At 74.7% G+C, this 25,720-nt stretch carries 23 protein-coding genes; 8 read left to right on the top strand and 15 right to left on the bottom strand.

From position 1 onward, the window contains the following. Positions 1-4: 4 nt before the first annotated feature. Positions 5-616 (bottom strand): TetR/AcrR family transcriptional regulator, encoded by a 612-nt coding sequence (locus BDZ31_RS01965; RefSeq protein WP_183338459.1) that lies wholly within the window; start codon positions 614-616, stop codon positions 5-7. A 121-nt stretch (positions 617-737) separates the two neighbouring features. Between BDZ31_RS01965 and BDZ31_RS01960 the strand changes: the two genes are divergently transcribed. After that, a complete protein-coding gene (locus BDZ31_RS01960) occupies positions 738-944 on the top strand; it encodes a hypothetical protein (RefSeq protein WP_183338457.1) in 207 nt (68 codons plus the stop codon). A gap of 45 nt (positions 945-989) precedes the next feature. Here BDZ31_RS01960 and BDZ31_RS01955 read toward each other — a convergent pair whose 3' ends face one another. Then, positions 990-1,724 (bottom strand): class I SAM-dependent methyltransferase, encoded by a 735-nt coding sequence (locus BDZ31_RS01955; protein WP_183338455.1) that lies wholly within the window; start codon positions 1,722-1,724, stop codon positions 990-992. 61 nt (positions 1,725-1,785) lie between these two features. Further along, positions 1,786-2,838 carry an ABC transporter substrate-binding protein gene (locus tag BDZ31_RS01950; RefSeq protein WP_183338453.1) on the bottom strand — a complete coding sequence of 351 codons (1,053 nt, stop codon included), beginning with the start codon at positions 2,836-2,838 and terminating at the stop codon, positions 1,786-1,788. Between the two features lie 87 nt (positions 2,839-2,925). On the opposite strand from BDZ31_RS01950, the gene BDZ31_RS01945 reads away from it, so the two are divergent. From BDZ31_RS01945 to BDZ31_RS01930, 4 genes are all read left to right on the top strand, one after another. Then, positions 2,926-4,074, top strand: a complete 1,149-nt coding sequence (locus BDZ31_RS01945; protein WP_183338451.1) for an acyl-CoA dehydrogenase family protein — start codon at positions 2,926-2,928, stop codon at positions 4,072-4,074. Positions 4,075-4,078: 4 nt separating this feature from the next. Further along, entirely contained in the window at positions 4,079-5,080 is a 1,002-nt protein-coding gene (locus tag BDZ31_RS01940) for a hydroxymethylglutaryl-CoA lyase (RefSeq protein ID WP_183338449.1), read from the top strand. Further along, positions 5,073-7,163, top strand: coding sequence for an ATP-binding protein (locus BDZ31_RS01935; RefSeq protein ID WP_183338447.1), 2,091 nt, complete (start codon positions 5,073-5,075; stop codon positions 7,161-7,163). The genes BDZ31_RS01940 and BDZ31_RS01935 overlap by 8 nt, the downstream gene beginning before the upstream one ends. 85 nt (positions 7,164-7,248) lie before the next feature. After that, on the top strand, positions 7,249-8,784 hold the full coding sequence (locus BDZ31_RS01930) for a carboxyl transferase domain-containing protein (RefSeq protein ID WP_183338444.1): 1,536 nt from the start codon (positions 7,249-7,251) through the stop codon (positions 8,782-8,784). A gap of 58 nt (positions 8,785-8,842) precedes the next feature. Here BDZ31_RS01930 and BDZ31_RS01925 read toward each other — a convergent pair whose 3' ends face one another. The 6 genes from BDZ31_RS01925 to BDZ31_RS01900 form a co-directional block, all read right to left on the bottom strand. After that, positions 8,843-9,931 carry a DUF2600 family protein gene (locus tag BDZ31_RS01925; RefSeq protein WP_183338443.1) on the bottom strand — a complete coding sequence of 363 codons (1,089 nt, stop codon included), beginning with the start codon at positions 9,929-9,931 and terminating at the stop codon, positions 8,843-8,845. A 61-nt stretch (positions 9,932-9,992) separates the two neighbouring features. After that, the gene (locus BDZ31_RS01920; protein ID WP_183338441.1) at positions 9,993-12,551 is read right to left on the bottom strand and encodes an FtsX-like permease family protein; all 2,559 of its coding nucleotides are present in this window, start codon (positions 12,549-12,551) and stop codon (positions 9,993-9,995) included. A gap of 6 nt (positions 12,552-12,557) precedes the next feature. Further along, a complete protein-coding gene (locus BDZ31_RS01915; protein ID WP_343075503.1) occupies positions 12,558-13,283 on the bottom strand; it encodes an ABC transporter ATP-binding protein in 726 nt (241 codons plus the stop codon). Beyond that, positions 13,280-13,993: an ATP-binding cassette domain-containing protein gene (locus BDZ31_RS01910; RefSeq protein ID WP_183338439.1), complete on the bottom strand. Its 714-nt coding sequence runs from the start codon at positions 13,991-13,993 to the stop codon at positions 13,280-13,282. Before BDZ31_RS01910 ends, BDZ31_RS01915 begins: the two co-directional genes overlap by 4 nt. Then, positions 13,993-14,532, bottom strand: a complete 540-nt coding sequence (locus BDZ31_RS01905; protein WP_183338437.1) for a helix-turn-helix transcriptional regulator — start codon at positions 14,530-14,532, stop codon at positions 13,993-13,995. The genes BDZ31_RS01910 and BDZ31_RS01905 overlap by 1 nt, the downstream gene beginning before the upstream one ends. 519 nt (positions 14,533-15,051) lie before the next feature. After that, positions 15,052-16,494, bottom strand: a complete 1,443-nt coding sequence (locus BDZ31_RS01900) for a hypothetical protein (protein ID WP_183338435.1) — start codon at positions 16,492-16,494, stop codon at positions 15,052-15,054. Between the two features lie 159 nt (positions 16,495-16,653). On the opposite strand from BDZ31_RS01900, the gene BDZ31_RS01895 reads away from it, so the two are divergent. After that, positions 16,654-17,106, top strand: a complete 453-nt coding sequence (locus tag BDZ31_RS01895; protein ID WP_183338434.1) for an SRPBCC family protein — start codon at positions 16,654-16,656, stop codon at positions 17,104-17,106. Beyond that, positions 17,103-17,459 (top strand): ArsR/SmtB family transcription factor, encoded by a 357-nt coding sequence (locus BDZ31_RS01890; protein ID WP_183338433.1) that lies wholly within the window; start codon positions 17,103-17,105, stop codon positions 17,457-17,459. The genes BDZ31_RS01895 and BDZ31_RS01890 overlap by 4 nt, the downstream gene beginning before the upstream one ends. Before the next feature lie 95 nt (positions 17,460-17,554). Here BDZ31_RS01890 and BDZ31_RS01885 read toward each other — a convergent pair whose 3' ends face one another. Beyond that, positions 17,555-19,024, bottom strand: coding sequence for an MFS transporter (locus tag BDZ31_RS01885; RefSeq protein WP_183338432.1), 1,470 nt, complete (start codon positions 19,022-19,024; stop codon positions 17,555-17,557). A 133-nt stretch (positions 19,025-19,157) separates the two neighbouring features. Between BDZ31_RS01885 and BDZ31_RS01880 the strand changes: the two genes are divergently transcribed. Further along, entirely contained in the window at positions 19,158-19,859 is a 702-nt protein-coding gene (locus tag BDZ31_RS01880; RefSeq protein WP_343075502.1) for a TetR/AcrR family transcriptional regulator, read from the top strand. A 32-nt stretch (positions 19,860-19,891) separates the two neighbouring features. Here the strand turns inward: BDZ31_RS01880 and BDZ31_RS01875 are convergent, their stop codons facing one another. Genes BDZ31_RS01875 through BDZ31_RS01855 form a run of 5 tightly spaced genes read right to left on the bottom strand, consistent with a single transcriptional unit; the run spans position 19,892 to position 25,589 of the window. Then, positions 19,892-20,971, bottom strand: a complete 1,080-nt coding sequence (locus BDZ31_RS01875; RefSeq protein WP_183338430.1) for a DUF2600 family protein — start codon at positions 20,969-20,971, stop codon at positions 19,892-19,894. A gap of 25 nt (positions 20,972-20,996) precedes the next feature. Beyond that, entirely contained in the window at positions 20,997-23,549 is a 2,553-nt protein-coding gene (locus BDZ31_RS01870) for an ABC transporter permease (protein ID WP_183338429.1), read from the bottom strand. Then, the gene (locus tag BDZ31_RS01865) at positions 23,546-24,268 is read right to left on the bottom strand and encodes an ABC transporter ATP-binding protein (protein ID WP_343075501.1); all 723 of its coding nucleotides are present in this window, start codon (positions 24,266-24,268) and stop codon (positions 23,546-23,548) included. The genes BDZ31_RS01870 and BDZ31_RS01865 overlap by 4 nt, the downstream gene beginning before the upstream one ends. Next, the gene (locus tag BDZ31_RS01860; RefSeq protein WP_183338427.1) at positions 24,265-24,996 is read right to left on the bottom strand and encodes an ATP-binding cassette domain-containing protein; all 732 of its coding nucleotides are present in this window, start codon (positions 24,994-24,996) and stop codon (positions 24,265-24,267) included. The genes BDZ31_RS01865 and BDZ31_RS01860 overlap by 4 nt, the downstream gene beginning before the upstream one ends. Continuing rightward, positions 24,993-25,589: a PadR family transcriptional regulator gene (locus tag BDZ31_RS01855; protein ID WP_246344379.1), complete on the bottom strand. Its 597-nt coding sequence runs from the start codon at positions 25,587-25,589 to the stop codon at positions 24,993-24,995. Before BDZ31_RS01855 ends, BDZ31_RS01860 begins: the two co-directional genes overlap by 4 nt. Positions 25,590-25,720 lie beyond the last annotated feature (131 nt).

Raw genomic sequence — 25,720 nt, 5'->3', positions numbered from 1 at the left:
GGCGTCAGCCGCCGAGCACCATGTCGCAGAAGCCGTCGGCGATCTGCTCGACCGACAGGCGGCCGCGCGGGCGGTACCACTGCGGCAGGTGGTTGACCATGCCGAGCAGCGCGAAGGTCGTCAGGCGGCGGTCGGCGAACCGTCTGGCGCCGGAGGCGCCGTCCTCCTGCTCGACGCGCGCGAGCGTGCGGTCGAGCAGGCGCTCGAACCGCTTGCGGCTGGCGGCGACGTGTCTCCACTGCGGGTCGCGTTCGATCACGTGGCGCTCCTGCAGGAAGACGACCATGTGGTCGCGGTGGGTGGCGACCTGCTCGACCCAGGCGCGGACCAGAGCGCGCAGCGCCGCCTCGGGCGCGAGCGCGTCGAGGTCGAGCGCCTCCGCCTCGGCCAGCAGCGGCTCCATCAGCGTGTCGCAGATCGCGAGCAGCAGCTGCTCCTTGGAGCCGATGTAGTGGTAGAGCCCGCCGGCGGTCAGCCCGGTTGCCTCGGTCAGGTCCTGCATCGTCGTCGCGTGGTAGCCGCGCTCGGCGAACAGCGCGGCGGCCGCCTGCACGACGCCGTCGCGCTTGGCGTCGTAGCGTTGGCGCAGCGCCGGACGTGTCGGTGGGATGGCCATCGGAGCCGGCCACGATAGCGTGCGGCCGACGAAAAACCGAACGGCGGCTCGGTCCCGGGTGCGGTGCGGCGCGAGCGCCGCGCCCGCGCTGGACGCGCCGCCGCACGACGAGGAGCGCACGATGCCGGCAGTGATCCAGACGACCGCCCTCAACGCCGGCGACGGCGTGAAGCTGATGGTGACCGAGTCCTACGACGAGGTGATGGAGCGCCTCCGCTCGCCGGTCGCGACGGCCGGCGGCCTCGTCGAGGTGACGCTCGAGCGCGGCGGTCAGCGCGTCGCCGTCAACCCCGCCCAGATCGTCTTCGTGCGCGAGCCGCTCGGGTAGGAGTCGGCGGGGTGCACGTCCGCGCCGCCTGCCTGCCCCCCGCCCTCAGGGCACGGGGACGAGCCGGAAGAAGAGGAAGGCCGGCTCGCGCGTCAGTCTCCGCCACGCCTCGGGGTCGCGCTCGCGGCAGGCCGGCAGCGGCTGCGGCTCCTCGAGTCGCTCGACGCGCCAGCCGGCGGCGTCGAAGGAGGCGAACATCGCATGCAGCGGCCGGCGCCAGAAGCGCACGTCGTACTCCCTGCCGCCCTTCTCCCAGCGGTCGTGCAGCAGCTCGGTGGCGAAGTAGTCGCCGCTCGACGACAGCGCGACGTCGTCGGCGGGGTGGTGGGTCGAGCAGACGAGCGCGCCGCCCGGCCGCACGACGCGGCGCAGCTCCCGCAGCGGCGCGACCCAGTCGCGCAGGTAGTGGAGCACCAGGCTCGCGACCGCGACGTCGAAGGCGTCGTCGTCGAACGGCAGCGGCGCGGCGAGGTCGGCGACGAGGAAGCGCGCCTCCTGCAGCGCGCGGGCGCGCGCCAGCGCCACCATCCGCTCGCTCGCGTCGAAGCCGGTGACGCGCGCGCCGGCCTCGGCGAGCCGCGCCGACAGCGGCCCCGCGCCGCAGCCGACGTCGAGCACGTCGCGGCCCTGCACCGGCGGCAGCAGCGCGAGCGTCGCGGGACGCTCGTACAGCGCGTTGTAGGCGTTCTCCTCGCCGTCGAGCGCGTACGCCTCGGCCATCGCGTCGTAGGCGCCGGCGGCGCCGACCGGCTCGTCGTGCTGGTGATCGCGCGCGGCCATCGCCGCCGCAGTCTAGGCGGGCCGGCGCGCGGACGCCCGGCGCGTGCGCCGCACGCCGGCCTCAGCCGCCGACCATCTCGCGCGGCGCCTTGCCGGCGGCGGCGCGGGCGAGCTCCTGCGGCAGGCGGTCGACGACGTGGCGGAGGCTGAGCGGGGTCATGAAGTAGATCGCGCCGGCCAGCGTCCCGTCGGTGAAGACGACCCGGTGCTCGGCGACGGAGCGGAGCCTGCCGAAGGTCGGGATGCGCTCCAGCGCGGCGATGTCGTCGCTCTTCTCGGTGGCGAAGAGGACGATGTCGCTGTCGATCACGTCGAGCCGCTCGGGGGAGATGCCGACCTGCTCGCCCGCTCTGTCGGCGAGTGCCGTCACGCGCGGCTCGATGCTCAGTCCCAGGAGCGTCAGGAACTCGGTGTTGAGGCCATCGGGGTAGGAGTAGAGAAGACCGTCGGAGAAGGCGTTCTGGTTGAAGCTGACGGTCTTCCCCCTCAGCTCGGGATGCGCGGCGGCGGCGTCGGCGAAGCGGCGCTCGACGTCGGCGACGAGCCGTCTTCCCTCCTTCGGCTTCCCGAGTGCCTGCGCGATCAGCTCGACCTGCTCGTCCCACGGCGAGAAGTACGGCGTGCTGCCGGGAGCGGCGGCGATCGTCGGCGCCAGCTTCGACAGCTTCTCGTAGTCGCTCGCTCTCATGCCCGAGTTGGTGCCGACGATCAGGTCGGGGCGCAGCTCCGCGATCCGCTCGAACTCGAAGCCGTCGCTGTTCTGCAGGACGGTCGGTCTCGCGTCGCCCAGCTCGGCGCGGGTCCACGGCCAGATCCCGTCCGGCTGGTCGCCGTACCACTCGGTGATCGCGATCGGCCGATGGCCGAGCGCCAGCAGCGTGTCGTGCTCGGTGAGCCCCACCGAGACGATCCGCTCGGGCGCGGCCGGGACGGTCGTCGTGCCGAACTTGTGGTGGACGGTCGCCGGGAAGCCGCCGGCGTTCGCGCCGTCGCCGGCCGACGTCGTGGCGGTCGCGCCGTCGTCGGCGCCGCCGCAGCCGGCGGCGAGGAGGGTGGCCGCGATCACGGCGAACAGCGCGGCGAGGCGCTGGAAGGAAGGCTTGCGCAGGAGCATTAGGGCACCCTAACAGACAGTCGACGAAAACCGGCGACACCGAGGGACCGCTCGAAAACCGAGCCGCCATTCGGTATCGTGTCGGACATGGACTTCGACCTCTCCGACGACCACCGGCTGCTGCGCAGCACGGTCCGCGACTTCGCCGAGCAGGAGATCGCCCCCGTGGCGGAGGAGCTGGACCGCACGAAGGCGTTCCCGTACGAGCTGGTCAGACGGCTCGGCGAGCTGAACCTGATGGGCATCCCCTTCCCCGAGGAGGTCGGCGGCGCCGGCGCCGACACGCTCGCGTACGCGATCGCCGTCGAGGAGCTGGCCCGGATCGACTCCTCCGTCGCGATCACGCTCTGCGCCCACACCTCGCTCGGCACCCAGCCGATCTACCTGTTCGGCTCGCCCGAGCAGAGAGCCGAGTGGCTGCCGAAGCTGACCGCCGGCGAGCTGCTCGGCGCCTTCGGCCTGACCGAGCCGGAGGCCGGCTCCGACGCCGGCAACGTGCAGACGCGCGCGACGCTCGACGGCGGCGAGTGGGTCGTCGACGGCGCCAAGCAGTTCATCACCAACGCCGGCACCGAGATCTCCGGCTGCGTCGTCATCACCGCCCAGACCGGCACCGACGAGCGCGGTCGCAAGGAGATCTCGAACATCCTCGTCCCGAACGGGACGCCCGGCTACGAGCAGGGCACGCCGTACCGCAAGATGGGCTGGAACGCCTCCGACACGCGCCCGCTCACCTTCACCGACTGCCGCGTGCCGGAGGAGAACCTCGTCGGCCCGCGCGGCGACGGCTTCAAGCAGTTCCTGCGCGTGCTCGACATCGGCCGCATCGGCGTCGCGGCGATGGGCGTCGGCCTCGCGCAGGGCGCGCTCGACGAGGCGCTGAAGTACGCGAAGGAGCGCAAGGCGTTCGGCCAGCAGATCTCGAAGTTCCAGGCGATCCAGGCGAAGCTCGCCGACGTCGCGACCGAGATCGCCGCCGCGCGGCTGCTGACCTACCACGCCGCCTTCCTCAAGGACCAGAGACGCGACTTCTCGCTCGTCGCCGCGCAGGCGAAGCTGAAGACCGGCCGGCTCGCCGTCCGCGCCACCGAGGAGGCGGTCCAGATCCACGGCGGCTACGGCTACATCGAGGAGTACCCCGTCTGCCGCTTCTACCGCGACGCGAAGATCCTCACGATCGGCGAGGGGACCGACGAGGTCCAGCAGATGGTGATCGCCCGCGCGCTGGGGGCGTGACGCGATGACGGGGACCGACGGCCTTCCCGACCGCGTCCATCTGCGCGAGGTCGGCCCGCGCGACGGCTTCCAGAACGAGCCGGAGGTGATCGCGACCGCCGACAAGGTCGCGCTGATCGACCGGCTCGCGCGCACCGGCCTCACGCGGCTGGAGGTGACGAGCTTCGTGCGCGCCGACGTGATCCCGCAGCTCGCCGACGCCGTCGAGGTGCTCGGCGCGATCGACGTGCCCGACCACGTCTCCGTCTCGGTCCTCGTCCCCAACGAGCGCGGCCTCGACGCGGCGCTCGCGGTGCGCGACCGCTTCGACGAGGTCAACGTCTTCCTGTCGGCCTCCGAGACCCACAACCGCCGCAACGTCAACCGCTCGGTCGCCGAGTCGCTCGACGGGATCGCGCGCGTGCTCGACCGCGCCCGCGCCGCCGGGCTGCGCTGCCAGGGGACGATCTCGACCGCCTTCGGCTGCCCGTACGAGGGCCGCGTCGCGGTCGAGCGCGTGCTGGAGATCGCGGCCGCGCTGCACGCCGCCGGCTGCGAGGAGGTCGGCTTCGGCGACACGACCGGGATGGCCAACCCCGTCCAGGTGCAGGCGTTCTTCGAGCGCGCCGTCGGCGAGCTGGGCGAGCAGGTCGAGCTGACCGCCCACTTCCACAACACGCGCGGCCAGGGGCTCGCGAACGTGCTCGGCGCGCTGCGGGCCGGCTGCCGCTCGTTCGAGTCGAGCTTCGGCGAGCTGGGCGGCTGCCCGGTGCCGGCGGGCGCCACCGGCAACATCGCCTCCGAGGACCTCGTCTCGATGCTGCACGAGATGGGCGTCGAGACCGGCGTCGACCTCGACGCGCTGCTCGACGCCTCCCGTGCCGTGCAGGCCGTCCTCGGCCGCCCGCTCGGCTCGCATCTGCTGACGGCCGGTCCGATCGCGTGGGCCGGCGGTGACGGCGCGGCCTGCGCGGCGCCGAGCGCGCCGGGGGAGACCGCCGCCGCGCAGGAGCCCTCCCGTGGCTGAGCTCGACGCGCTCTCCCCGGTCCTCGTCGCCAACCGCGGCGAGATCGCCGTCCGCGTCTGCCGCACGGTGCGGCGGCTCGGGCTGCGCTCGGTCGCCGTCTTCAGCGACGCCGACGCGGCCGCGCCGCATGTCGCCGCCGCCGACGCGGCCGTGCGGATCGGCCCGCCCGCGGCGCGCGACTCCTACCTCTCGATCGACGCGCTGATCGCCGCGGCGCGCACGAGCGGCGCCCGCTCGGTCCACCCCGGCTACGGCTTCCTCGCCGAGAGCGCCGACTTCGCTCGCGCGGTCGCCGACGCCGGCCTGACCTGGATCGGCCCGCCGCCGGAGGCGATCGAGCTGATGGGCGACAAGGCGCGCGCCAAGCGCCTCGCGCGCGAGGCCGGCGTCCCGGTCGTCCCGGGCATCGAGGGCGCCGACCTGACGCTGGAGCAGATCGCCGCCTTCTGCGCCGAGCACGACTTCCCGGTCGTCGTGAAGGCGGTCGCCGGCGGCGGCGGGAAGGGGATGCGCGTCGTGCGCGGCCCCAACGAGCTGGAGCAGGCCGTCGCGGCCGCGCGCCGCGAGGCGGCCGCCGCCTTCGGCGACGAGCGCGTGCTGGTCGAGCGCTACCTCGAGCGGCCGCGCCACATCGAGATCCAGGTGCTCGCCGACCGCCACGGCGCGACCGTCCACCTCGGCGAGCGCGAGTGCTCGCTGCAGCGCCGCCACCAGAAGGTCGTCGAGGAGGCGCCCTCGCCGGTCGTCGACCCCGAGTGGCGGGCGGAGATGGGCGCGGCGGCGGTGCGGCTGGCGGAGGCGTGCGGCTACGTCGGCGCCGGCACCGTCGAGCTGATCGTCCCGGGCGAGCGGGCCGGGATGCTCTCCGGCGACTTCTTCTTCCTCGAGATGAACACGCGCCTGCAGGTCGAGCACCCGGTGACCGAGCTGGTCTACGGCGTCGACCTCGTCGAGCAGCAGCTGCGCGTCGCCGCCGGCGAGCCGCTCGCGCTGCGCCAGGAGGCGCTGACGCCGAGCGGTCACGCCGTCGAGGCCCGCCTCTACGCCGAGGACCCGGCCGCCGGCTTCCTGCCCTCGACCGGCGTCGTGCGCCGCTGGCGCGCCCCGCGCGGCGAGGGCGTCCGCGTCGACGACGCGCTCGGCGACGGCGTCGCGGTGACGACCCACTACGACCCGATGGTCGCGAAGGTGATCGCGCACGGCCCCGACCGCGCCGCCGCGCTCGGCCGGTTGGAGCGCGCGCTCGCCGAGCTGGAGCTGCTCGGCGTCACGACCAACGCCGCCTTCACGCGCGCGCTGATCGAGCGCGCCGACGTCCGCGCCGGCGCGCTCGACACCGGGCTGCTGGAGCGGGTGCTGGCCGGCGAGGAGAAGGCGGGCGCCGGTGCGGCCGACGGGGGCGCTGCGGCCGCCGGCGACGGCGCCGCGGGCGACCGGCCGGCCGCGCCCGACCCGCTGCTCGCGCCGCCGGAGGATCTGCTGCCGGCGGCGGCGCTCGCGCTTGCGCTGCTCGACGCCGAGGCGCTCGCCGCGCGCACGAGCGTCCCGCTCGGCTGGCGCTCCGACGGCTCGACCGGGACGTGGCGGCGGCGGGTGCGGATCGGCGGCGACAGCGGCGAGCTGGCCGTCCGCGGCGACGAGGTGCTGATCGGCGACCGCCGCTGGCGCGGGAGCGCACGGCGAGCCGGCTCCGACGACGGCGCGCTGGAGGTCGTCGTCGACGGCGTCGCGCGCCGCTACGCGATCGCGGCCGACGCGGCCGACGGCCGCCTCTGGATCGGCCGCGGCGGCTGGCAGCTGGAGCTGGAGCCGGCGCGCGCCGGCGGCGGCGACCTCAGCGCCGCCGGCGACTCGCTCGCCGCGCCGATGCCGGGCACGATCCTGCTCGTCAACGTCAGCGACGGCGACGCGGTGAGAGCCGGCGAGGTGCTGGTCGTGATGGAGTCGATGAAGATGGAGCTGTCGGTGACCGCGCCGCACGACGGCGTCGTCGCCGGGCTGACGGTCAGCCCAGGTGACAAGGTCGCGCTCAGAGCGGTGTTGCTGGAAGTGCACGCGGACGGCACGGAGGAGGTGCGATGAGCGCCGAATCGCTCGGCCAGCGGCCTCGGATTCGGTCCGGAGAACTCGCCTGGAGGCTCGTTCTCCGAGCGTGGGAGGAGGCACGATGAGCGGGTACCGCGAGGGGCACCTGGAGCTGATCGCCGACCTGGAGGCGCGGCTCGCGCGCGTCCGCGCCGGCGGCGGCGAGAAGGCGATGGAGCGCCACGTCGCGCGCGGCAAGCTGCCGGCGCGCGAGCGCGTCGAGCGGCTCTGCGACCCGGGCGCCCCGTTCCTGGAGGTCGCGCCGCTCGCCGCCGAGGAGATGTACGACGGCGCGGCGCCCGGCGCCGGCGTCGTCGCGGGGATCGGCCTGATCCACGGCCGCCACTGCATGGTCGTCGCCAACGACGCGACGGTGAAGGGCGGGACCTACTTCCCGATGACGGTCAAGAAGCACCTGCGCGCGCAGGAGATCGCGGCCGAGAACCGGCTGCCGTGCGTCTACCTCGTCGACTCCGGCGGCGCCTTCCTGCCGATGCAGGACGAGGTCTTCCCCGACCGCGAGCACTTCGGGCGGATCTTCTTCAACCAGGCGAACATGTCGAAGCGCGGCATCCCGCAGATCAGCGCGGTGATGGGCTCCTGCACCGCCGGCGGCGCCTACGTCCCGGCGATGAGCGACGAGACGGTGATCGTGCGCGAGCAGGGGACGATCTTCCTCGGCGGCCCGCCGCTGGTGAAGGCGGCGACCGGCGAGGAGGTGACCGCCGAGGAGCTCGGCGGCGGCGACGTCCACGCCCGCACGTCCGGCGTCGCCGACCACCTCGCCGAGGACGACGCCGACGCGCTGCAGCGGATCCGCGACATCGTGCGGACGCTGCCGCGCTCGGGCGCGCCGGGCGCGGAGCCGTGGGAGCGGATCGCGTCGCGGCCGCCGGCGCACGCCGACGACCCCGACGGCCTGCTCGACCTCGTCCCGCTCGACAGCCGCACCCCCTACGACGTCCGCGCGCTGCTGGAGCGGATCGTCGACGGCGGCGAGCTGCAGGAGTTCAAGGCGCTCTACGGCACGACGCTCGTCTGCGCCTTCGCGCACGTCGACGGCCATCCGGTCGGGATCGTCGCCAACAACGGCGTGCTGTTCAGCGAGTCGTCGCTGAAGGGCGCCCATTTCGTCGAGCTGTGCGACCGCCGCGGGATCCCGCTGCTGTTCGTCCAGAACGTCGCCGGCTTCATGGTCGGCCGCGACTACGAGGCCGGCGGGATCGCGAAGGACGGCGCCAAGCTCGTCACCGCCGTCTCCTGCGCGCGCGTGCCCAAGCTGACCGTGATCGTCGGCGGCTCCTACGGCGCCGGCAACTACGGCATGTGCGGCCGCGCCTACTCGCCCCGCTTCCTGTGGATGTGGCCCAACGCCCGCATCTCGGTGATGGGCGGCGAGCAGGCCGGCGCGGTGATGACCGAGGTCGGCCAGCCGGAGGTCGGCGCCCAGCTGCGCGACCAGTACGAGCGCCAGGGCAGACCGGTCTACGCGACCGCCCGCCTCTGGGACGACGGCGTGATCGACCCGCGCCAGACCCGCCACGTCCTCGCCACCGCCCTGGCCGCCTGCGCCAACGCCCCGCTGGCCGACGTCGGCTACGGCGTCTTCCGCATGTAGGGGGAGCTGACCGACCGGCGCCGCCTCGCGCCGGTCGGTCGTCGTGCGCTCGCCGCGCTCACGCGTCGCGCAGCCGCCGCCAGGTGCGGAAGAGCCACAGGATCGGCACGATCAGCGGCCGCAGCTCCGCGGTCACGCGGACGGTCGCCGGCAGCGCGAAGGCGCTGCGCGAGCCGGGCGCCGACAGGTAGAAGGCGGCGATCCCCGCGACCGTCATCAGGTGGTGGGGCGCGCGCCGCAGGCCGGCGGCCGCGTCGGCGGTCAGCCGCGCGATCGCCGCGATCCGTTCGGCCGCCACCGCCGCGCTGGGGTAGTAGGAGACGTAGCTGTGATCGCCGCGGGCGAGGTCGCGCTCGTGGTCGACGAGGCTGTCGAGCAGCGTCGTCAGCGTCGCCGCCAGCCGGTAGGCGCGCGCGACCCGCTCGGCGTCGGCGCGCGTCGTGCGCGGATCGCCGGCGGCCGCGATCAGCGCGTGGACGGCCAGTATCGAGGCGGCGCTGCCGGCGGCCCGCTCCCACCACGTCAGCGGTGCGTCGTCGGCCCCGGCGCCGGCCCACTCCGCCAGCGGCTCGACCTCGCCGTCGGCGGCGGCGTGGCTCAGCTCCTGCGCGCGGCCGGAGTGGGCTGCGGTCGCGGCCGCCAGCGAGGCGACCGCTGCCAGCCGCGGCAGCAGCTGCAGCGCCTCGCGGCAGGCGGTCGCGAGCGCGTCGAGGTAGCCGCTGCGGTCGCGGCGGGGGTGACCGCGGTAGTAGTCGGTCGCGGCCTCGGCGCGGAAGGCGGCGTCGAAGGCGCGGAAGAGGTCGCGGCCGCACCGCGCGCCGTCGGCGAACCGCTCCTCGCTGACCGCGTCGAGGTAGTCGTACATCACCTGCAGTGCGACGATCGCGCGCACGACGCAGGCGCGCTGGCGGCGGGGTGCGAGCGTCGCCAGCGTCACCGTCGTCTTGACGTTGCCGTCGTCCTCGCGCAGCTTGACGAGCGCGTGACGGCGCAGGGTCGCGTCGTCGATCAGCTGCGCGCGCTCCTTCCAGCGGCGCAGCTCGCGCCACGCCAGCGGCGCGACGGTCGTCCAGTAACGGGCATTCGCGCCGAGGAGCGCGACGAACGCGCGCGAGCGCAGCGTGGGGGGACATGCCGGTTTGGTCATATACCGGCAAGTCTTGGAAGGTTTCAGCAGGGTCAGGACGGCATCGCGATGCCGTCCGCGATCACTCCTGGAGGCCGAGGCTGGGGTCGGCGCGCGAGGCGAACCAACCCGGGATCGCGACGACCGCGAGCGCCGCCGCGACGACGATCGTGAACGCCTCGACCGTCTGCCAGCTGGCCGGCACGGCCGACACGGGGAAGCCGGTCGCGACGCGCAGATAGCGGTCGGCGCCGACCTGCCCGAGCAGGCCGAGCACGGCGCCGGTGAGGCAGCCGGCGGCGAGCACGACGCCGGATTCGATCAGCAGCAGCGCCCACAGCTGGCGCGGCGTGAAGCTCTGGATCCGCAGCGCCGCGATCGCGACCCGGCGCTGCCAGATCGCGGCGCTCATCGCTGCCGCCATCGCCAGCACGGCGGCGACGAGCAGCAGCGTCGCGATCTGGTCGAGGCGGTCGAGCCCCTGCCGCGCCGAGGCGTTGATGATCTCGATCCGCTCCGCGGCGGTCAGCACCTGCAGGCCGCTGTCGGCGCCGATCGCCCGCTCGACCGCCGCGCGCGTGTCCAGCAGGTCGGCGCCGGGCTCGAGCGAGACCTCGACCGAGGTCGGCGCGTCGCTGCCCCACAGGCGCGCGAAGTCGTCGCGGCCGACGATCACGGTGCCGGGGGCCCAGCCGAGGTTGGTCGTCGTCGCGGCGACCCGCAGCGAGACCCCGCCCGAGGGCGTCGGCAGCGCGAAGCGGCCGCCGGGGCCGGTCCCGGTCTGCTCGGCGAGCTGGTCGGAGAGCACGACCCAGCCGCCGTCGCGCAGGCGCCGCTCGGTCTGCTCCAGGTCGCCGTCGACCAGCTGCGAGCGAGGCACGAGCGACGGGTCCTCCGACGGTCGCGCGATCACCCACAGGCGCCGTCCGTGGGCGTCGAGGAAGCTGCCCTGGAACGGGCGGGCCTCGCGCACGCCGTCGACCGCCGCGACGCGCTCGACGATCCCGGGCCGGCGGATCTCGCTCGTGCCCTGGTTGTCGGCCGGGTTGACGATCCAGAGGTCGGCGGTCGTGACGTAGTCGTCGGCGTAGTTCGCGATCCCGCGCAGCAGGTCGTCGCGCGCGCCGCCGATCGTGACCGAGCCGAAGACGGCGACGCCGCCGGTCGCCGCCAGCGCCAGGGAGCGCAGCGTCGTCGCCCGCAGCGCGAACAGCGCGACCGTCACGAGCCCGAGCCCCGGCGCCCGCTCGACGACCCACTCGGCGGCGGTCAGCACCGCGGCGAAGGTCGACGGGATCAGCAGCACGGTGGCGATCGCGAGCAGGCCGCTGGCGAGCAGCGCGATCTCCGGCGCGAACGCCAGCAGCGCTCCCGCGACCGCGGTCAGGCCCAGCGCCGTCCACAGCATCCGGCGGCGTGTGCGGCTCGTGAGCGCGTTGCCGGGGACGCCGGGGCTGCGCAGCGCGGCGTCGACCGCTCTGCCGCGCCGCAGGTCGAGCAGCGGCGGCGCCGAGGCGAGCGCGCAGGCGAGCATCCCCGCCACGAGTGCGCCGATCACCGGCAGCGGGCCGACGAGCGTGCCCGTCCCGAGCGTGAACGGCGGGGAGAGGTAGTCGGGCGAGTCGTCGAAGACGCCGCGCGCGAGCACGCTGCCGCCGAGCACGCCGACCGCCGAGGAGACGAGTCCGAGCACGCCGGCCTGGAACAGCACGAGCACGACCAGCTGGCGCGCGCGGAAGCCCTGCATCCGCAGCTCGGCGATCAGCCGCCGGCGCTCCGGCGAGGTCAGCAGCATCGCGTTGAAGGCGAGCAGGAAGCCGAGCAGCGCGCTGATCGCGGCGAAGAACGAGGTCGCCTGGTCGCCGGGGCCGAGTGCCTGGCGCAGCAGCGCGCTCTCGGCGTCGGCGGCGGTCACGTCGAAGCGGTCGTCGGCGAGCGACTCGAGGTGCTCGCGGACCGCCTCCTCCCGCCCCGGCGCGGTCTCGACTATCACGCGCGAGACCCGTCCCTCCAGGCCGGTCATCCGCTGCGCCCGCTCGAGCGGCACGATCGCGACGAGCGCCTCCGCGAGCGGGCCGGCGGCCTCGCGGCCGAGCGTCGCCGCGACGGTCGTCGGCACGCTGCGCCCGGCGACCTCGACGTCGACCCGGGCCGGGTCGCGCACGATCGCGTCGTGGTCGCGGCCGATCCCGAGCACCTGCGCGCTGGCGAGCGGCAGCACGATCCCGTCGACCCCGAGCAGGCCGCCGGCGACGAAGGTGCCGGCGAGCCGGCCGGAGAAGGCCGCCATCTCGCGGTCTATCCCGACCAGGTTGACTGGCGTGCTGCGGCCGCCCGGGCCCCGCAGCACCGCGCGCTGCTCCAGCAGCGGCGCCGCGTGGACGACGCCGGGCGTCGCGCGCACGCCGGCGAGCAGCTGCTCGTCGAGGCCGCGCGCGCCGCGCGCCGCGACCTGCAGGTCGGCGGTGCCGACGACGCTGCGCGCGACCTGCTCGGCCGAGCCGGCGACGCTCGAGTTCGCGACCAGCACCGCGAAGGTCAGCGCGACGCCGATCGCGATCCCCAGACCGGCCAGCAGCTCCTGGACCGGCTGCGTCCGCAGCCGCCGGCCGTAGAAGTAGAGCAGCGCCTCGAGCCGCATCGTCGCTCAGCGGCGCGCCGGCGCGGGCGGGCCGGCGGTCGTCGGGGCGGTCGTCTCCGTGACGACGCGGCCGTCGCGCAGCGTCAGCACGCGGTCGGCGACGTCGGCGGCGCGCGGGTCGTGGGTGACCATCAGCACGGCGGCGCCCTGCTCGTGCCCGAGCTGCGCCAGCAGCGCCAGCACCTCGGCGCCGCGCGCGGAGTCGAGGCTGCCGGTCGGCTCGTCGGTCAGCAGCAGGCTCGGCCCGTTCGCGAGCGCCCGCGCGATCGCGACCCGCTGGCGCTCGCCGCCGGAGAGCTGCTCGGGCGTGTGGTGGAGCCGCCCGCCGAGCCCGACGCGCTCGAGCCACTCGGTCGCCGCTCTGCGGGCGGCGCGCAGCGGCACGCGGTCGGCGATCAGCTTGACGGCCGCGTTCTCGACCGCGGGGACGCCCGGCAGCAGGTGGAACGACTGCGACACGAAGCCGACCTCGCGCCGCTGGTAGTCGGCCGCCTCGGCGTCGCTCATCGCCGTCACGTCACGCGTGCCGAAGCGGATCGTGCCGGCGTCCGGTCTCAGCAGCCCGGCCGCGAGCAGCAGCAGCGTGCTCTTGCCCGATCCGCTCGGCCCGTACAGCGCGACCATCTCGCCGGGGTCGGCCGTCATCGAGACGCCGTCGACGGCGCGGACGACCTCGTCTCCGCTCCGGTAGTGCTTGACCGCGTCGCGCAGCTCGAGGCGGGCGGCGGTCACGCCGAGGGCTCCGCGCGACGCGGGCGCAGCGGCACGACGGGAGCATGCTCGGGCACCGTCTCCCCGCGCAGCTGCCCGTCGCCGATCGCCAGCATCCGGTCGGCGCCGCCGACCGCCTCGCCGACGGCCGCCAGCACTGCGATCCCGTCGTCGGCGAGCGAGCGCAGCAGCTCGAGCAGCGCGTCGCGCTCGAGCAGGTCGACGCCGCTGGTCGGCTCGTCGAGCACGAGCAGGCGCGGCTCGGTCACGAGCGCCCGCGCGATCCCGGCGCGGATCGCCTCGGCCGGCTCCAGCTCGCGCGGGTCGAAGCCCATGCAGTGGCCGGCGCCGACCCGCTCCAGCACGCCGCTCGCCGCCGAGCGGGCGGCGTTGCGGCCGGCGCCGCGCGCGATCCGGCCGATCGCGACGTGGTCGAGCACGGTCGTGCCGTGCGCCTGGTCGAAGCGCGTCGAGCAGAAGCCGAGCGCGCTGCCGAGCGGACCGGGGCCGCGCCCGCCGAGGTCGCGGCCGTCGAAGCGGACGACGCCCTCGTCGGGCTGCTCGATCCCGGCGGCGACCCGCAGGAGCGTCGAGCGGCCGGAGCGGCGCAGCCCCCAGACGGCGACCAGCTCGCCGGGGTGGACGTCGAGTGAGACCGCGCGCAGCGCGACCCGTTCGAGCCGGCCGAGCGCGTAGCGCTTGGTGACGTCGCGCAGCTCCAGCAGCGTCATCACATCTCCCCGGTTCCGCCGTTCACCGCCCCGATGCGCCGGCGGGCGTAGGCGACCCACTTCATCTGCGCCTCCAGCGTCAGCCGACGCTCCTCGGCGACCAGCTCGCCGCGCAGCGCGGCGAACGACGTGCGCGTCTCGCCGACGGCGACCGGCACGGGCGGCAGCATCCCGAGCTGCTCCAGGCAGACGCGCTCGTAGCGGTCGACGAGGTCGAGCATCGCGCGCGCGTCCTGGACGCTGACCGACATCAGCCGCTGCAGCATCTCGGCCTGGAAGGGATCGCCGCGCATGTCGTCGGCGAGCGACTGCCGCAGCGTCCGCGCGCCGTCGGCGGTCGCGCGGTAGTGCGGCTTGGGCTGACGGCGGTCCTCCTCGCCCTCGACCGCCATCCGCTCGACCAGTCCGCGCTTGAGCAGGCCGTCGACCGCCTTGTAGACGGTGCCGGTCGCGACCGGCAGCAGCTCGCCGAAGCGGTCGTCGAAGCGTTGGCTCAGTTCGTAGACGTACGTCGGCCGCTCGATCAGCAGCGCGAGCACCGCCAGTTGAACCGGCGGCGGCGACGACAGTCCTTGTCTTCCTCCGCGCGCATGCTGAGCCCGCAAGCCCGTCCCCCAATGTCTGTAAGTCGGCGACCTTGTATACGACCGCGTTCACCGTATCGGAGAATTTCACGGTGACGCAACCGGGTGCGGCGCGGCGGAGGGAGACGGCGAGCTGCCGGTCCCGGCGTTCTGGGGGTTCGCCGGGACCGGCAGCGTGCGCCTTGCCGCTTCGGTTTCGCCGAGATCAGCAGGACGCGGCGATTGGGGGAGATCGCCGCGTCGCGGTCGGGGGTGCGACCGTGATCGGGTCGGCCGAAGCGAGTGCGGTGCCGGCGAAGTCGCGGACGCCGCCACCGCATCTGACGCGTCGCATCTTGACCGCGTCGGCGGCGCCCGGCTAGCGGCGTCGTGAGGGTTTCCCGCGCGAATCGTTCACCGCGGTGAACAGCCGCGGGCCGCGGCGGCGCGGGCGCGCCGCGACGGCGGCGCGCCCGCGCGAACGGCCGGTCGCGGCTAGCGCTTCAGCTCCCAGTCGTCGCCGGCGAAGCAGTAGTCGAACTCGAAGCGGCCGGTGCCGAGCAGCGGCGAGGTGTCCTCGACCATCAGTCTGCCCTTCGCCGTGCTGCCGCTGATGCGGCCGTCGAATCTGAGCTTCACCATCCCGTACCCTCTCGTCGCCTCCCAGGCGAAGCTGCCGTTGCCCTCGACCTTCGGGTCGGGGTCGTCGCCGAGCATCGAGAAGGCGACTCTCTTCTGGCGCTTGGACTTCGTGCACCAGAGCGTGATGTCGCCGTTGAAGCTGGTCACGAGGCCGCCGCTGACGACGAGCGTGTAGCCGTTGGAGCCGCGGTAGGTGCCGTCGAACGAGCCGCCCTTCCCGCCGCCTCTCGAGGGCGTCCTTCTCGGCGCTCTCCTCGCGGCGGCGAGCTTGACCGCGACCGTCCGTCTGGTCGTGCGGGCTCTGCCGACCGGCGCTCTGACGGTGACCGCGACCCCGAGCTTCAGCGCGCGCTTGCGCGTCAGCGTCCGCGCGGCGGCCTTCGACAGCCGCACCGCGACGGTCCGCTTCGCGCCCGCGGCGAGCGAGACGCGGGCGCTGCCGGCGGCGCGCCGGCCGTGCTTGGCGGCGAGCCTGCCGGTCAGCTTGAAGTCGTAGGGGTTGGTGAGCGTGATCGAGGCGACGCCCTTGCGCGTGGCGGTCGCCTTCGCGGCGATCGCGACGCGCGGGCCGCTCTTGCGGACGCTCGCGTAGCGGTCGGCCGGCGGGTCCTCGCCCGTTCCGCCGCCACTGGTGCCGCCGCCACCGCCACCGCCACCGCCGGTCCCACCGCCGCCGCCACCGCCGCCACCGCCGCCGCCACCGCCGCCGCCGCCGTCGCAGAGGACGCATGCGTCCTGCGACTCGTCGCCGAGACCGTCGCCGTCGCGGTCGGGCTCGATCACGGCCTGGAACAGCAGCCACGCCTGGCTGGTCGCGGTCGCGGCGCGCGCCTCGCCGTCGCCGAGCGCAGGCGTCCAGCGCGCGACGAGGTCGCCGTCGGTGGGGGCCGGCTCGCCGGCGACGACCGCGCCGCCGAGCAGGTCGAGCGCGAGCAGGTCGCCCTCCTGGACCGGCAGCTGGGCCGGCACCTGCACCGTGCCCGCCGCGGCGGGCAGCTGGACCGGCGCGGTCGCTGCGCCGCCGACGCGGCGCAGCCGCGCCTCGCCGCCCTGGCCGCGCAGCTGCCAGGCGACGACGACGCCGCGCGCGCTGCCGGCGACGGCGGGCACGCGCTGGGCGGCGTTGGAGAGCCGCTCCTGCGCGAGCGTGCAGCTCGGGTCGGGTGCGCAGCCGAACAGCTGCGAGGCGAGCACGGCGTCGGGGTCGGTGCCGATCGTCGTCGCGGCGTGCGCGCCGGCGGGGAGCGTGAGGGAGGTCGCCGCGAGCGCGGCGACGGCGAGCCTGAGACGGTGCATCCCCCGCACGCTAGGAGGGGCCGGACGGGCTCGCATCGGGGAGATCCCGCGCGCCGCGGCGCGGGCGCCGGAGTCTGAGGAGTAACCGGAGGGTTGCACGACGTCCGGCCGATCTGTAACCCTGTGGTTTCACTTCACGCTCCGAACGGAGGTTCTCCGATGGCTGCCGATCAGATCGAACGCGAGGTGCGGATCGCCGCGCCGGTCGAGCGCGTGTGGGCGCTCGTCACCGAGCCCGAGCACGTCGGCAGGTGGTTCGGCGACGCCGGGGCCGAGATCGACCTGCACCCCGGCGGCGCGATGACGCTGACGTGGGCCGAGCACGGCACGACCCGGTGCGTCGTCGAGCGGGTCGAGCCGCCCCATCGCTTCTCCTACCGCTGGATGCTGGCCGGCGGCGAAGGGGCGCCGACGGAGGGCAACTCGACGCTCGTCGAGTTCTCGCTCCGCGCCGACGGCGACGAGACGCTGCTGAAGGTCGTCGAGCGCGGCTTCGCGACGCTCGCGATCCCCGAGGAGGAGCGCGTCCGCCACCACGCCGGCAACGTCGAAGGCTGGCGCATGGAGCTCGACGAGCTGGTCGCCTACGCGCGGCAGCCGGCGGCGCGATGAGCGCGCCCGCGGCGCCGCTCGCGCCGGACGCGGGCGGGGGCGATCCCGCGCCGGCGGTCTTCGCCGCGCTCGCCGACCCGACCCGCTGGCGGCTGCTCGGGACGCTCGCCGAGCAGGGCGAGGGGACGGCGACGACGCTCGCCGCGCGGCTGCCGGTCAGCCGCCCGGCGGTCGTCAAGCACCTCGTGGTGCTCGACCGGGCCGGCCTCGTCGCGCGCGAGCGGCGGGGCCGCGAGGTCCGCTACCGGGTCCGGCCCGAGCGGCTCGACGCGACGGCGCGGCGGATGTCCGAGGTCGCCGCGGCATGGGACCGCCGCCTCGCCGCGATCAAGCGCCTCGCCGAGGAGCCGTAGCCCAGCCGGCCCCCGGCCGCGCGCGGACCTCTGTCATCCAGCCGTCGCTGAGCGACGGCCAGACGACAGAGGTCGCCGGGCGGCCGGGCTCGCGCTCAGTGCGCCATCGCGGGCGCGGCGTCGGGGTCGGCCTCCTTGACGCCGGGCTTCAGCATCAGGGCGGCGAGCACCGCGCCGACGGCGAAGATCCCCGCCGACCACCAGAACGCGGTCGTGTAGCCGTGGACGGCGGCCTCGGCGATCGCCTGCGGGCCGTTGTCCTCGACGTAGCCGGTCGTCGCGCTGGCGGCGAGCGTGCTCAGCAGCGCGATGCCGATCGAGCCGCCGACCTGCTGGGCGGTGTTGGCCATCGCCGAGGCGACGCCGGCCTCGTGCGGGACGACGCCGATGACGGCGATCGCCATCGCCGGCGCGATCACGAGGCCGAAGCCGACGCCCTGCACGAGCAGGCCGGGCAGCACGCCGGTCGCGTAGCTGGAGTCGACGCTGACCTGCGCCAGCATCGCGAGCCCGACCGCCGACAGCACCATGCCGATGACCATCAGCGGCTTGTGGCCGAAGCGGCCCATCAGCTTCGCGGTCGCGAGGCCGGCCGCGATCGAGATCGCGGCGCTGACGGGGAGGAAGGCGAGGCCGCTCTCGATCGGCGAGAAGCCGAGCGTCGCCTGCAGGTAGTACGTGAGGAAGAGGAAGACGCCGAACATGCCGACGCCCATCACGCCGAGCAGCAGGTACGCCCCGCCGCGGTCGCGGTCGAGCACGACGCGCGGCGGCAGCAGCGGGCTGCGGCTGCACGTCTGCAGGAAGGCGAAGACGATCAGCAGCACGACGCCGGCGGCGATGAACGCGATCGTCGTGCCGGCGCCCCAGCCGTCCTGCTCGGCCTCGGCGAAGCCGTAGACGAGCGCGAACAGGCCGACGGCGGAGACGAGCGTGCCGATCACGTCGACGCGCGGCTTGTCGGGGTGGCGCTGGGCGTGCAGCAGCGACAGCGCCGCGGCGGCGGCCGGGAGCGCGAAGAGGAGGTTGACGTAGAGGCACCAGCGCCACGACAGCCACTCGGTCAGGATGCCGCCGAGCAGCAGGCCGATCGCGGCGCCGGAGCCGGCGATCGCGCCGAATATGCCGAACGCTCTGCCGCGCTCGGCGGGGTCGGTGAAGGTGGTCGTCAGCAGCGACAGCGCGGCCGGCGCGAGCAGCGCGCCGAAGACGCCCTGCAGCGCGCGGGCGAAGACGAGCAGGCCGAAGCTGCCCGCCGCGCCGCCGATCGCCGAGGCGACGGCGAAGCCGATCAGGCCGACGACGAACACCTGCTTGCGGCCGAAGAGGTCGCCGATGCGGCCGCCGATCAACAGCAGCGAGCCGAACGCGAGCGCGTAGGCGGTGACGATCCACTGCCGGTTCGCGTCGGAGAACTCGAGCGCTCTCTGGGCCGACGGAAGCGCGATGTTCACGATCGTCGCGTCGAGCACGACCATCAGCTGCGCGACGCCGATCAGCGCGAGGATCCACCAGCGGCGCGCGTGGTGGGGATTGGTTGAGACAGGAGAGGAGGGGGAGGGCATGGGCCTTTCCGCGTGCCGGTGGAGAGGAGAGAGGAGAAGTGGACGGTCATCGAAATGGGCGACCGTCTCGACTTCGGCGCAGCAATGTAGCACGAAGCGGAGGCCATGTCTCCGCTTTGGTAGGTTTGATCGGGTGAGCACCGGGGCCGAACCGAGCACCCCCGCCCCCGGCGGGGCGGCCGAGGCGGAGCGCCCGCTGCGGCGCGACGCCGAGCGCAACCGCCGCCGCATCCTCGACGCGGCCGCCGCGGTCTTCGCCGAGCGCGGCCTCGGCGTGACGATGGACGACATCGCCCAGCACGCCGGCGTCGGCGTCGGCACCGTCTATCGCCGCTTCTCCGACAAGGCGGAGCTGATCGACGCCCTCTTCGTCGACCGGATGGAGGCGCTGGCGGCGATCGCCGAGCAGGGGCTCGCGCACGACGACCCGTGGGAGGGGCTCGTCTGGTTCCTCGAGCAGGCGCTGGTCGAGCAGGCGAGCGACAGGGGCCTCAAGGAGCTGCTGTTCGCCGCCTCGCCCGACCCCTGCCGCGTCGACCACGCGCGCGACCGCATGGCGCCGGTCGTGATCGCGCTGTTCGACCGGGCGCGCGCCAGCGGCCAGCTGCGCCACGACGTCCGCGGCGTCGACGCGCCGGTGCTCCAGCTGATGCTCGGCACGGTCCTCGATTTCGCGCGCGAGGTCGAGCCCGAGCTGTGGCGCCGCTTCCTCGCGATCGTGCTCGACGGCCTGCGCGCCCGCCGCGACGAGGTCACCCCGCTGCCCGTCCCCCCGCTCGACGCCGAGCAGCTCGCGCGGGCGATGGCGACCTCGAGCACCGCGCGCCGGCGGTAGGCGCGGGTCCATGAGCCGGCGCACGCCCGCGGTCAGCGGGCGGGCGCGGAGCGGTGGGCGAGTGCGCGTCGGACGCGGAGGATCAGCAGCGACGGCCTTGCCGTAGGGCCGAGCGCGGCCGCGATCGCTGGAGCGGCCCGCGGCGCGTCGTCGACGGCGGCGAGGTAGTAGCAGCCCATCGCGGCGATGATCGTCGCGTGCGTGGCGCCGGCGGGGAGCTGGAGCGCGCGCTCGCGCGCAGTCGTCGCAAGCTCGGTGAGGCGGGCGGTCGTCTCGGCTTGATCGCGGTAGTGGCTGACGAGGCTGTGATCGCCGGTGCGCTCATCCGCGGTGCGGTCAGCGAGGCTGTCGAGCAGGACGTGCAGCGCCCCGGCGGGGACGTACGCCTCGGCGATCTCCGAGGCGGCCGCCCCGGTCAGGTCCTTGCGGGCGGCGTGGGCGAGCAGTGCGAAGACCGCCAGGCTGCTGGCGGCGGCCGCGGCGCTCTCCCACCAGCGCAGGTCGCTGCCGGGCGGTGCGATCGCGGCGCCCCAGGCGGCGAGCGCCGTCCGGTCGGTCTGCTCGGTGTGGTTGTGGACCTGGTAGGCGATCATGCGCGCGACGCGCTCGCCGGCGACCGGCTCGGCGGCCCGGTGTCCGGGAAGCAGGGCGACGGCGCTGCGGCAGCGGCTGACGAGCGCGGTCAGGTACCCGCCGTCGGGGGCGTGGACGGTGCCGTAGTAGTCGCGCGTCGGCGGCGTGGCGGGGCTGACCGCGTCGGCGAGCGCCTGGTGGAGGCGGCGGGCTCTCGTGGGCTCGGCGTGATCGGGGTGCTCGACGAGCGTATCGACGTAGTCGTAGATCGCCTGGAAGCCGACGAGCGCCTCGAGCAGCGGCCGGCGGTGACCGCGGCCCGCGAGCACGGCGTACGCGGCCGCGCCCTCGAGGTTGCCGCGCTCGTCGCGGAGGTTCTCCTGGGCGGCGGCGCGCAGCCGCGGGTCGGGGATGGCGGCGGCGAGCTGGTGGCAGCGGCGGATCTCGCAGGCAGCGAGCGGCCAGACGGCGCTCCAATAGCGGGCAGCGGCGAGCGCGAAGGCCGCCGCGGCGGCGATGGGCTGCGTTTCTGTGTGCATGGGCGCAGCATGGCGCCCGTGCACGCTAGCCCTGGAAGGTGGCGCGGGGCGGGACGCGCGCCGCGAGCCAGCCGGGAATCGCGATCGTCGTCAGCGCGATGGCGGCGAGCAGACCGACGGTGGCGGCTACTTCGAGCCCGCCGAGGCTGAAGGGCGCCGGGAAGCCGGTCGCGATCTGGAGCCAACGGCTCGCGAGCAGATGGCCGTAGAGGCCGGTGAGCCCGCCGGCGACCCCGCCGAGCAGCAGCACGAGCGTGCTCTCGGCGAGCACGGACCGCCACAGCTGGCCGCTGCTGAAGCCGTCGACCTTGAGCCAGGCGAGCCGCGGTCGGCGTTGGCTCAAGGCGGCGGCCAGCGCGAGCGCGACCGCGAGCCCGGCGGCGATCAGCAGCAGCGTCGCGATCTGCTGGAGGCTCCGCAGCCCCTGGCGCGACAGCGACGCGTACTGCGCGGTGCGCTCGGCGGCGGTCTGGACCCGCAGCGCCGGGGTGTCGCCGAGCGCTGCGTGGACCGCACGGGCCGCGAGCGCTCGGTCGGCACGGGGCTGGAGGTCGATCTGCAGCGCCGTCGGGGCGTGGCTGCGCCACCAATGCCGGTAGTCGGTCGCGTTGAGGATCACGGCGCCGGGTGGCCAGCCCAGGTTGGTCGTGACCGCCGCGACCCGCAGGTGGGCGATGCCGGCCGGGGTGGGCAGCTCGAGGGTGTCGCCGAGCGCGAGCTGGCGGTCGTCGGCGATCGCCTGCGAGATCGCGACCGCGCCGCCGGCACGCAGCTGGTCGGTGGCGGCGGTGAGGTCGCCCGCGAGCAGCTGCGAGGCGGGGACCATCGCGCGGTCCTCGGCCGGCCGGGCGATCACCCACAGGCGCCGGTCCTCGACGTCGAGCAGCCCGCCCTGGTAGCGCCGCACCGATCTCACCTGCGGCAGCCGCTCGATCGTCGCGAGGGCTCCGGCGGGCAGCCGGAAGCTGTTGGTCGTGAGGTCGTCGCCGCCGGTCGTGACCCACAGATCGGCGGTCTCGAGGTAGTCGCCGAAGTTGCGATCGAGTCCGCGGATCAGATCCGAGCGGGCGCCTTGGATCGCGACGCAGCCGTAGACGGCGAGCGCTGCGACGCACGCGACGGCGATCGATCGCGTCGCCGCGGCCCGCAGCTCGACGACGGCGAGCGGCAGGACCGAGCGGCGCACTCCAGCGAGCGCGCGGGCCAGCAGTCGGGTCGAGATGTCGAAGGCGGCTGGGATCAGCAGCAGCGTCGCCGCCGCGAGCAGCACGCCGGAGGCGACGGTCAGCGGCGGGGCGAGCATCGCGAGGAGCGTGGCGAGCGCGATCGTCGCCAAGCCGGCGAGCGCGAGCGTCTTCGTGACGGCGGGCCGGAGCGCCTCACCCGCCTCGCCGGGCTGGGCGAGCACGAGGTCGGGCCGCGGGGAGCGGAGGTCGAGCGTGGGGAGCAGCGACGCGATCACCGTCGCGAGCACGCCACCGGCGATCGCGACCAGCACCGCCCCTGCGGTCAGCATCTGCTGGGTGCCGAGCGGGAACGCGAACGCGAGGTAGGCCGGCACCGCATCGAACAGGGTGCGGGAGAGCACGATGCCGAGCAGGACGCCGAGGCCGGAGGCGAGCAGGCCGAGCACGAGCGCGTCGAACAGCAGCGTGAGCACGATCTGACGCGCGGCCCACCCCTGCATGCGCAGCTCGGCGATCCACCGGCGCCGCTCGGGCACGGTCAGCAGGATCGCGTTGAACGCCAGCAGGAAGCCGACCATCGCGCTGATCGCGGCGAACAATCCGGTCGAGAGGTCGTTCGGTCGCGCGGTCGTCTCGAGCAGCCGCAGCTCGTGATCGGCAGCGGTCACGTCGAGCCGGTCGCCGGCGACCCGCTCGAGCCCGCGGCGGGCCTCGGCGAGCCGGTCGGGGTCGGTCTGGACGAGCACCTGCGAGATCCGATCCGACATGCCGGCCAGCACCTGCAACAGCGCGAGCGGAGCGACCGCGATCGGCATCCCGTCGAGCGTGCCGATCGTGTCGGAGCCCAACAGCGTCCCGACCACGACCGCGCGCTCCTCGCCGCCGATCAGCAGCCGGACGTGCTCGCCCGGTTCGGCACCGACGGCACGGCCGACGGTCGCCGGCAACGTCAAGCCCTGCGCGAGCGGCAGGCCGCCTCTGCCCCACCCCTGGGTGCGCGTGCCGTCGAGCTCGGCGAGCGCGGGCGTCACGCCCATCACTTGCACGGGCCGGCGGCCGCCGGGCCCGACGAGCGTCGCCTGCACGCGCAGCACCGGCACGGCGTTGCGCACCCCCGGCACCGCGGCGACCTGGTCGGCGACGCCAGCGGGCATGCCGTCGGTCGAGCGGGCGGCGAGCTGCAGCTGCGCGGAGCCGACGATGCTGCGCACGAGATCGCCGGCCGAGCGGGTCATGCTCGTGTTGGCGACGAGCACCCCGAAGATCAGCGCCACGCCGACCGCGACCCCGGCCGCGGCGAGCAGCTCCTTGCCGGGATGCGCGCGCACCCGCCACCGATAGAGGCCGAGCAGCACGGTCGGCCGGACGCCGAGGATCGTCGGAGATCTCATGCGAGCCCCAGGAGCGTCGCGTCGACGCCGTCGAGCAGCGAACCGTCGCGCAGCGTGTGCGCGCGGTCGACGACGTCGACCGCGGCGGGGTCATGCGTGACCAGCAGCACGGGGATGCGATGGTGGTGGCCGACGTCGACCAGCAGCTGGAGGATCTCGCGGCTGCGCGCCGAGTCGAGCGCCGCGGTCGGCTCGTCGGCGAGCAGCAGCCGCGGGTCGCTCGCCAGCGCTCGCGCGATCGCGACCCGCTGCCGCTCCCCCATCGACAGCTGCCCTGCCGGCTGGTCGGCACGCTCCTCCAGCCCGACGCGCTCCAGCCACGGGCGCGCCAGCCGCCGCGCCTCCCGGAAGCTGCGCCCGGTGGCGAGCAACCGCACGGACGCGTTGTCCAGCGCGCTCTCGCGCGGCGCGAGGTGCGTGGCCTGCAGGATCACGCTGACCTCGTGGCGGAGGCGATCGTGCCGCTCGCCGCTCGTCGGCACCGGGCGACCGTCGAACAGCACCTCGCCGGCGTCAGGAGCCAGCAGACCGGCAGCGAGCTGCAGCAGCGTCGTCTTCCCGGCGCCGCTCGGTCCGTAGAGCGCGACGACCTCGCCGGGCGCGAGCGCGAGCGAGACGCCGTCGACGGCACGCACCAGCTCGGTTCCGGCGCGGTAGTGCTTGACGACGTCTCGCAGCTCCAGTCCCGCGGAGCCGACCGGGGCCGCGGCGGCGGTCACGCGCCGCTGGCGGGCCGCAGCTGCACGACGACGCCTGGGCGGGTCGTGGTCCTCAACGCGCCGTCGGTCACGTGCACCACCCGATCGGCGCCGCGCACGACGGCGGGATCCTGGGAGGCGACGACGAGCGCGATCTGCCGCTCTCTCGCCAGTCTGCGCAGCAGACGGGTGATCGCATCGACCTCCTCGGGCTGCGGCAGCGCGGCCGGCTCGTCGACGAGCAGCACCCGCGGCTGGCGCGCCAACGCCCGGGCGACCGCGACGCGGACCCGCTCGGCACGCGTCAGCTCGACCGGGTGGTGCTCCGCGCAGCTCGACGCCCCGGCGGCCGACAGCGCACGCCGCGCGGCGATCTCGGCCTCGCGCATGCTCCGGCCGCCGCTGAGCAAACCGAGCGCGACCAGGTCGACGACCCGCTCGTAGCGCCCCGACGCCGCGAGCGAAGCCGGATCCGCGAAGCCGATCGTCGACCGCACCAGCTCGGCCCGCTCACGCTCGGGAACCGCGTAGAGGTCGCGACCCTCGCACCTGACGACGCCCGCGTCGGGTGGCAGCGCGCCTGCCAGAACGCGCAGCAACGTCGACTTGCCGCTGCGCTCGAGTCCCAGCACGCCGACCGTCTCGCGCGGGCCGATCTGAAGGTCGACCGACGACAGCACGGTGAGCGCATTGCGCAGCTCCGGCGCGTAGCGGACGGTGACGCCCTCCAGCGACAGCAGCGCGTTCATCGCGACCGGGCGCGCTCCCGGCCCTCGAACGTCTCCAGCCGTCGACGGATGCTGCCGATCGCGCGCAGCTCCGCCTGCCAGTGCGCCAGCGCGTGATCGCGCTGGGCGTCGACTATCAGCTGCTGCCACGACCCGTCCGGAAAGGCCAGCTCGAGGTCGTCGGCGCTCTCGAGCAGCGCGAGCAGATGCTCCTCGGCCTCCGCGAGCTGCTCCAACAGCGCCGGGATGTCGCCGGGCCGCGCGACCGCGAGCTTCGTCAGCAGCTCCCCCCGCCGCGGAGAAGGCCGCGACCCCGTGCGGATCCAGTCGTCGAACGCGCGCGCGCCCGCCGGCGTCGCCCGGTAGACGATGCGCGCCTGCCGCTGTCCCGGCTCGCGCACCCGCTCGACGACCTCGATCAGTCCGTCTCTCTCCAGCCGCGCGACGATCGGGTAGAGATCAGGCGGCTCCAGCCCCGCGTCCGGACCGAGCAGGTGCTTCAGCCGGTTGGCGATCTCGTACGGGTAGCTCTGTCGCTCCACCAGCGTTCCGAGCACTGCACCCCTCCACGGCGCCCCCCGGTTCCAATCACGCTTCGCTTGCGCTTGACCCATTCCACTCCCCAGAGAGGTCCGACCCCCGAACACGACCCCGTTACGGTCAGGCGCCGACCCTACCCACCGCCTCCGAGCCGCGCAACCGACTACCAGCACGCGAAGTACTCGAAAATCGAACGTTGGATTTT

Source organism: Conexibacter arvalis (genome assembly GCF_014199525.1).
Lineage (GTDB): Bacteria > Actinomycetota > Thermoleophilia > Solirubrobacterales > Solirubrobacteraceae > Conexibacter > Conexibacter arvalis.
The sequence above is the reverse complement of the archived record's forward strand: the minus strand, read 5'-3'. Positions and strand labels throughout refer to the sequence as shown.